Here is a 7,730-nt window from a genome sequence, read left to right as displayed (position 1 = left end):
AGCGCCGCGTGGAGCGGACGCGGGCGCCGGCGTCGACGCAGGCGCAGGCACGGGCGCAGGCAACCCGTGGCTCGAGCCTGGCGAGACGCTGGAAGCGGCCAATGAGCGCGCCGCCCGCGGCCGGAAGAAGAACGGCGGCGCGGTCCGCACCGACATGTGGGGGCTGCCGATCCGCGGCATCGGCCGGTATGACGACGGCAGCGAGGAAGACAACGGCGGGCGCAACGGACGTCGCGGCCGCAAGGAACGTTATGACGCGCCGTCGGGCGCGAGGGAAGGCCGCGCTGAAGGGCGAGGCTCGGCGAACGATCAAGTCTTCGCCGAGACCGGCGTGCCCGCGATCGGCGGCGAGGGCAGGCGCAAACGCAAGGCCGGCGGCGAGATTTTTGCCGTGGATATGAATAGAAGCTCCGGATCGGGGAAAGCTAAGAAACGAAACGGCGGCAAGAAGAAGGCCAAAAACGGCGCCATGAGCGCTTTTGTCCGCAAGAAACGGAAATAGATCGGCGCGGTAGAGCGGGGTTTCATTAGGCCTTATCCATGAGTAAGGCTTACGAATTTACGAAGCCCCGCATCCGCTCCCGTCTTTAAACCGAACGGTTTCTTCAGGGCGAGGAACAACATGGGAGGAACAAGTTTCTTGCTTTTTAAAAGTGGGTATAGTACACTCATGATAATTGTATGCACCTTGATAAATGAATCGCGAAATTCACCTGTTGAAAAGGGTATCATGACGGCATGAATCTTTTTCAATGTGTGAATTTTTGTTTTAAATATAAGAAAGAAAGACGGCTTGGCCCCGCCCTTGAACGAGGAGGAGCGATGTCGTTTCTGTTCTGCTTGTATGGAACGAAGAAACGCATATTAATATTATTTTTGGTTGGAGGTAACACAAATGCAACAAGGTACAGTTAAATGGTTTAACGCAGAGAAAGGCTACGGCTTCATCGAAGTTGAAGGCGGCAACGACGTATTCGTTCACTTCAGTGCGATTCAAGGCGACGGCTTCAAGACGCTTGACGAAGGTCAACAAGTTGAATTCAACATCGTTGAAGGCAGCCGCGGACCGCAAGCCGAGAACGTTGTAAAGCTGTAAGAAGCGATCATACGATACGCGAGAAACCGCGTCGGCCTTCGGGCCGATGCGGTTTTTGTTTTATTCGGGGGAGTAGGTTTCGTTCCCGCGATGCGAAGGCTGGTTTGAGGCCGCCAGTTCGTTTCGCATAAGCGGAACGTCGGCGGCATCATGTTGGCATCAGGCGGTAAGGGAGAGTCCTGTACGGCCTGCTTCGTTTTGCGGACGAGAGTAAGGGTTTTGGGCACCTTCTCGCCGATATCCCGTTTGCTCAGAATGCTCGAATCGCGGGCGGTAGACGCTTGATTTTGGGCCGTATAATCGTTACAATATAAGGTGCTGCATCTATCGTTTATCGATGGTGCGGAACAACAGGCTGCAGCCTGATTTGGATAGGGATTGAGGTGATTGGCATGGGTAAGAAGGCTGAAGGGAAACAGCTTGCCCAGAACAAGAAAGCTTCCCATGACTACTTCATCGAAGAAACCTATGAAGCGGGCATGGTGCTGACGGGAACGGAAATTAAATCGTTGCGGAGCGGCCGCGCGAACATTAACGATGCTTTCGCGACGATCCGGAACGGCGAAATCCATATTCACAACATGCACATCAGTCCGTTCGAGCAGGGCAACCGCCACAATCCTTCCGATCCGACGAGACCTCGGAAGCTTCTGCTGCATAAACAGCAGATTCATAAGCTGCTCGGTCAATCGAAGCAGGAAGGGTACGCGATCGTGCCGCTCAAGATTTACGTGCGCAACGGATACGCAAAGCTGCTGATTGGCCTTGGCAAAGGCAAGAAGCAATACGACAAGCGCGAAGCGGCCGCCAAGCGTGATGCTCAGCGCGATATCCAGCGTGTGCTTCGAGAGAAGCAGAAAGTAGCGCGGTAGCTGGCAAAATCATCATTGGAACGAGTGCCACCGACGGCCACTGTTCCCATTAACCTACGGCGGCGTTTCGGCCGGGAACATGTTATACTAAAGAAGCAGCACAGCATACAACGATTCATGCTCAGACGCTGCGACATGACGAACTGCTCTTTTGCGCAGCTGGCGTCATGCGTGCCTAAAGATTCTTTGTGCGCTAAACGGATGCTTATGCGGGCTGTCGCCCACAGAAGATTAGGCCGTTTATGCCCGATACGGGGGCGTTTTTGGATTCGACGGGGATAGTTCGAGCATGGGTTGCGGGTAGCGGGGACGCGTCCGCTTCATCAACGCTAAAGCCAATTAAATGGCAAACCACAACAAACCTACGCTTTCGCAGCTTAATAACCTGTGAGCGTGCTCCTACCTTCTATCGCCCATGTAGCGGGATAGGGGCTCAACTTTAGTGGGATACGCCGATCGGTCTCCGCCTGGGGTCGACGGAAGAAGATAATCAGGCTGACCTTGGAAGAAGCCGGTTACGGGGCGTCCTCCTTGGTGACACCAAAACTGTGACTACACCCGTAGAAGCCTATGTGGCGTTATCTTCGGACAGGGGTTCGACTCCCCTCGCCTCCACCAATACCATCAGAAAAGAGACCGTGCCAGGTCTCTTTTTTGTGTTTTCGTATTCGATGCGGATGAAAAACCTCGTGTTTATTGGGTTTTCGGCTTCTCTGACGATGAATAAGAAATATTTCTGATGGTGTAGTGAGTGGTACCGCAGTTTATACCAGTTTTTAATGTCATCCAATAGACGGTCGTAACCTGCATCCCTTCGACCATTATCTACTTAAGTCTTCACCATCTGTGATCGACAACGTATTTCACCAATACTGAGCCTCGAACCATCGTGGTTAATTTTGTTCCGTTAACTCATATCGCCTTAGATTTGTTAATGAAATCAATGATTCTGGCTATTGTTCCTGAAAAATCGGATTTAATCTCATGCTCCCAAATCCGCAATATGTTCCAGTGATGATCATTGTAGTGCGAAGTAACTGCAATATCCCGTTGTTTATTACTGCTTAATTTTTTAGCCCAGTAATCAACATTTGACTTTGGAATACGGCCATGCAGTTCACAAGAATGCCAGAAGCAGGAATCGATGAAGATCACCACTTTGTATTTTTTAATGGCGATGTCCGGTTTGCCCAAAAGATCGAGAGTATTTTTTCTAAAGCGGATGCCGTGTTTCCACAGTTCAGCGGTAATTCTGTCTTCGAGCTTGGTGTGTGTCGCCCGGACTGCACTCATAATTTTGCTTCGTGCATCTGGGGTTATTCTGTCCGCCATAGCAATCTCCCCGATTTAGCAAATTCCTTATTGATACTTTATTATAATAAAATAGACGGCATAAGCCGTCTGGTAAATGCCCCCATGAACTCTTTCGTTGATGCTCATAGCAATAAATGCGGTTATTAAATCGTTTCGGTTGCGACTGACAATATTCTTTATCCTTGTTTCTAACCGGTTTGCCGCAAGTTGCACATACAAACAGATATTATCAGTGGACAAAAGCGTTACGGTTGGAGCCTTCCCCTTCTGCTCGATGTAAGTAAGGTTGGCGGATCGAAAAAAGGGTCAAATTAAATCCGGCCTTGACATTACGAGTTCACAACCACATTAAATAATAAAGGAGACAAAGGCATCCTGTTAGGATGTTGCCTTCGTCTCCTAAGGTAGGTGAAGAACGGTCACATTTGGAGTTTTGGAAGTCCAGTAAATGCTTCTCCAACCGTTTTATATGGATGTGGAATTATTAAATCTGGTTCGGATGCATGAGATGGAGCAGGCATTTCAATTTTACCGATCTCTTTCTTGCAACCAATAAATATAATCCTTTTACGTAATTGTGGTGCACCGAAATCAGCGGCTGATAATACTTCTGCCGAAACATTATACCCAATTTCATCCATTTTTCTGATGATATCTGAGTATAAAGTTCCATTTACAATCCCTTTTAGGTTAGATACATTCTCCATTACAAAAAATGAAGGTTTCAAGACCTCAACAAATCTTAAGAATTCAAATATCAGTTGCCCTCGTGGGTCACTTGTGCCTTTTTGTTTGCCCGCTTGACTAAAAGCTTGACAAGGGGGGCCGCCAAAGATGATGTCTGGGCAGGTTTTCTCGCCAGACAAAAACCTCCAAGTGCTTATAGGATCAGTAATTTTTGTGATATCAATATTAAAAACATTTGATTTATCTCGATAGTAATTTCTTAGAGTGTTACAAGCATCATCCCATATATCTATCGCTACTTTGGTATCGATTTTATATTTTGAACCGAGTGATGCTTGATCTGCTCCAATATCCATCCCTCCAGCACCACAAAACAAACTTAATCCAGATAGATTTGATTTATGAAAACCAAGTTTTTGTGCTGAAGTTAGAATTTGTGCAAAAATCGCTTTGGCTAAAGGAATAGGCACAGCGTTGCCTACTTGCTGTTGTGTACTCGTTAATGTCCCTTCAAATTTAACATTATCAGGGAACCCTTGTAATCTGGCGGCCTCACGTACAGTAATGAATCTGTTCTCATATGGATGAACGAATTTATTGAAAATATAACCAGTAACAGTTAATGAAGGGCGGTTTGGATCAAGCCTAATCATTCTCATGTTTGGCCCACCGCGACGATTTGGATCTTCTTTAACATAATATCTGAAACTATCGTGCCAAAGTTCTTCGGGAAGATCTTGCATTTTTTGTCCAATTTTCAAAGTGTCAATTCTCTTCTGAACAACATCGCTAACTTTTCTGGCAATGTGATTATAGACTTCATGCGGTTCATTTGATTCTTTAGAACTTGAATACGTCTTTGATCCACTCGTCTCTTGCAACATTTCTCGTGAACGAGATGATTCCATCGAATAAATTGTAGATTGGCCTTTCATTCGGCAAGTCACCCACCTTCTTAGCAGTCCCTTTCTCATCCAAAGTCCACACGACATCTTGTAATGACAACAAGTATTCATCATAATGACGAACCGCATGAATGTTTGATATGAGAGCGGTCTTTACATTGTACTTTCTATTTACGGGTTTGCTTTCAGCTCCCAATTTAAGTACCTGATAAATTCCTTTTTTGATATCATCTGTTCTGTCCATGCCAACACTAGTCTTTGCATCAGATACCGACTCGTATCCACTTCCATTTGAACGTAAAGGCCAGTTCTCCGGTCTCGGTGATGGTTGACCACAAGCATTCGTAAGCCAGTAAATACTACTGGTTCTATCACCTGTTATATAAGCTGATTGATAAGCTTCAATTGCTTTTTCCCAAAAATCAAAATATCGATTGAATAAATCCTTATCGGTTTGCAAAGCCATTTGTAATCGTTCGTATGCCCACAAGTCAGGAGTATTCTCCATTTTACCAAGTGGAATAAGTTCATAATTCCAACTTTCACCGCGTTGTACTGGTAACATAATATTGAATTCTGAAGAATGAACTGATGAGTTATCTACTCCCGAATGCACTAATTCAATTATAGCATCACCTTGAACCGCGGTCATTCTCTCGCTTTTTACAAGTAACGGCAATGTTAATAAAGGAGCCGCTTTTACTTCTGCTATTAAAATAACATTGCTTGTAAGATCTTGAATGATCATATCAACAGGTTCAGAACCCTTTAAGATTTTTAGTCTCCTAGAAGCTCTGTTGAATAACCGATCAAGAAACACACATAGAAGCCTAGATGTTGCCTGACCAATTTGACCAGAAGGAGGTTTATTGGCAGGATGAAAATGAAACTCTTTATTCAAGATGCATCGTGGGCACGTGTTAGTATATGGAAAAATAATGCTAGGCTCACCGTTCGGACAATAACACCAGCCTCTGTTAGTAACCCTTTTATAATATTCAGCAGATACCAAGATATCGAATGCCGCGGCGAGGGCTTTGCCTAACGTTTTGTTATGCTGAACAGATAACTCATACGCCTTATTTATTAAAATATCAGCCAATTTTTCCTCATGATTAGTTAAGATAACGGGTTGTGATCGTTCGAGTGCCAAATCTATCCACTCTGTAAATTCGGACTGTTCCATGTTGATATCCCCCATACCAGTTCTTTCATAATTATAATTCGCCCAATTTTTTTCGTTTCCTCCTATCGAAAGAATGACTTCGGTGTATCATGAGTGATGTTGTGTCATACTACTCGGAACCAAAACTGTCTCTTATCATAACTTTTTAGCGTGAATTGGGAGTGGAATCAGAAAAATGTTGATTTTCCGGCTCAGCACCACGTAACACGGGCATAAATTCCGATGAAATAAGCTAAAAGCCTATGACGCTAACTGATGTATGTTTAGTGTCTGTCGTACCAATATTCTATATATTGTAAACAAAGGGGTTTTGTAACGTAGCGGCAAAAGAATCTGCACAAAAACCAGCCTTTCGGCCATCATTAATAAAGCGGAGAGGTTCGCCCCCTCCGCCGCATACCGATTCTGTTGATATAGATAGTTTTGATGCGGATATCAACAATATTGCTCTACTGATATTAATCGCTTTGAGCCCGGGTATCATCGCTCAGTATACTTTTTACGTATGACCTTACCTGCTCAGGTTCAACGTAAAGTACGGCATTTCCGTTCACTGATTTTTCTTGTATGAGTTCCATCGGCGGCAATTGAATGCTGTCAATGCTTTCCCTGTCGATCTCAAAGCCCAGCTTGCCCAGCTTTATCATATCATCGTCGCTGATGTTCGTTTCGATATATGGCTCGAAAAAAAGTATTAGTTTTGGAAGCTCCGTAACTTTCGTTCTAGTAAGCAACTCTATGACGACAGCTTTCAGAAACTTTCGTTGCCGTTCCGTACGGGCGAAATCGCTCATTGCATCATGCCGGAATCGAACGTACTGTAATGCCTGTATTCCGTCCAAGTGCTGATAGCCCTTTTTCAAATGGATTTCGTACATTGAGTCTTCATTGGAATCGACATAGTTCATATTTTTCTCTACTTCTAGGTCAATGCCGCCAATTGAGTCAATCAATCTGATAAAGCTCTGCATATCCATGTACAAATAATATTGGATTGGAATACCCGTCAATTCTTCTGCTGATTTCATTGCCAAACTGGAACCACCCATTGTAATTGCCCTGCTGATACGATCCTCACCATAACCCGGAATATTTACATATGTATCACGGAGAATGGAGAGCAATTTCATTTTTTTCGTTGCAGGGTCGATAGAAACGATCATCAAGCTGTCCGCAGAATGAATCTCGTCTTTCTTCCGGGAATCGCCGCCCAATAACAGAATATTAATCCTGTCCGTGCTCTCCCACTTTGCAGGAGCGGTTGTCTGAGCCGCTGGTGCTTGGCTTTCATTTGTCACCGCCGTCTTGGTCGTTACCGTTGCCTTCTCAAGAGCGTCATTAAACGTCAGATAGTATTTGAAAAAGAAAAACAGACCTGCAAGCAATGCCAGTAAATAAGGTATCGTTAATACGGCAATAGGCAATACCATATTCGTTCCGCCTGCCGCTGCGATCTCTGCTTCCCGTGACTCATGCTTATTTGGGTCTCGGACAATGGCGATGATTTTCCTTTTTGCTTGATGCAGATATAACTTGTTTGCAAAAATGCCCAGCACCGGTTTAGGGATGCAACAGATAACCAGCACCAATGGGAGAAGGCCGGGGTTCTCGATCGGGTTCCATTCACTGAACACCGAGGCAACAATCACGTTGCTCCAAACAAACCAAAT

At 45.2% G+C, this 7,730-nt stretch carries 6 protein-coding genes, 1 other RNA gene and 1 pseudogene; 4 read left to right on the top strand and 4 right to left on the bottom strand.

Translation table 11 applies throughout. The features are described from left to right. The 4 genes and pseudogenes from ACFSW5_RS17615 to ssrA all read left to right on the top strand — a co-directional run. Nucleotides 1-502 (top strand): annotated as a pseudogene (locus tag ACFSW5_RS17615) (hypothetical protein); the annotation flags it as partial. A 393-nt stretch (nt 503-895) separates the two neighbouring features. Next, nucleotides 896-1,096: a cold-shock protein gene (locus tag ACFSW5_RS17610; RefSeq protein ID WP_379275839.1), complete on the top strand. Its 201-nt coding sequence runs from the start codon at nt 896-898 to the stop codon at nt 1,094-1,096. A 392-nt stretch (nt 1,097-1,488) separates the two neighbouring features. Beyond that, on the top strand, nt 1,489-1,968 hold the full coding sequence (gene smpB / locus ACFSW5_RS17605) for an SsrA-binding protein SmpB (protein WP_379275837.1): 480 nt from the start codon (nt 1,489-1,491) through the stop codon (nt 1,966-1,968). A gap of 253 nt (nt 1,969-2,221) precedes the next feature. Further along, nucleotides 2,222-2,586: a transfer-messenger RNA gene (gene ssrA, locus ACFSW5_RS17600) on the top strand. Nucleotides 2,587-2,880: 294 nt separating this feature from the next. On the opposite strand, the gene ACFSW5_RS17595 is transcribed toward ssrA, so the two are convergent. From ACFSW5_RS17595 to ACFSW5_RS17580, 4 genes are all read right to left on the bottom strand, one after another. Then, nucleotides 2,881-3,300, bottom strand: coding sequence for a very short patch repair endonuclease (locus ACFSW5_RS17595; protein ID WP_379275834.1), 420 nt, complete (start codon nt 3,298-3,300; stop codon nt 2,881-2,883). A 401-nt stretch (nt 3,301-3,701) separates the two neighbouring features. Further along, entirely contained in the window at nt 3,702-4,853 is a 1,152-nt protein-coding gene (gene dcm, locus ACFSW5_RS17590) for a DNA (cytosine-5-)-methyltransferase (protein ID WP_379275842.1), read from the bottom strand. After that, complete coding sequence (locus ACFSW5_RS17585; protein WP_379275832.1) at nt 4,810-6,060, bottom strand: hypothetical protein; 1,251 nt, start codon at nt 6,058-6,060, stop codon at nt 4,810-4,812. Before ACFSW5_RS17585 ends, dcm begins: the two co-directional genes overlap by 44 nt. 458 nt (nt 6,061-6,518) lie before the next feature. Then, nucleotides 6,519-7,730 (bottom strand): LCP family protein (locus tag ACFSW5_RS17580; RefSeq protein WP_379275830.1); only part of this gene is annotated, 1,212 nt, incomplete at its 5' end.

Origin of the sequence: Paenibacillus thailandensis (assembly GCF_042685365.1) — a bacterium.
In the GTDB taxonomy this organism is placed as follows: Bacteria; Bacillota; Bacilli; order Paenibacillales; family Paenibacillaceae; genus Paenibacillus_AP; species Paenibacillus_AP thailandensis.
The sequence above is the reverse complement of the archived record's forward strand: the minus strand, read 5'-3'. Positions and strand labels throughout refer to the sequence as shown.

Bases quoted from the DNA above. Each gene is read 5' to 3' on its own strand.
- ACFSW5_RS17610 (WP_379275839.1), top strand. From the start codon at position 896: ATGCAACAAGGTACAGTTAAATGGTTTAACGCAGAGAAAGGCTACGGC.
- ACFSW5_RS17585 (WP_379275832.1), bottom strand. From the start codon at position 6,060: ATGGAACAGTCCGAATTTACAGAGTGGATAGATTTGGCACTCGAACGA.
- ACFSW5_RS17595 (WP_379275834.1), bottom strand. From the start codon at position 3,300: ATGGCGGACAGAATAACCCCAGATGCACGAAGCAAAATTATGAGTGCA.
- dcm (WP_379275842.1), bottom strand. From the start codon at position 4,853: ATGTTGCAAGAGACGAGTGGATCAAAGACGTATTCAAGTTCTAAAGAA.
- smpB (WP_379275837.1), top strand. From the start codon at position 1,489: ATGGGTAAGAAGGCTGAAGGGAAACAGCTTGCCCAGAACAAGAAAGCT.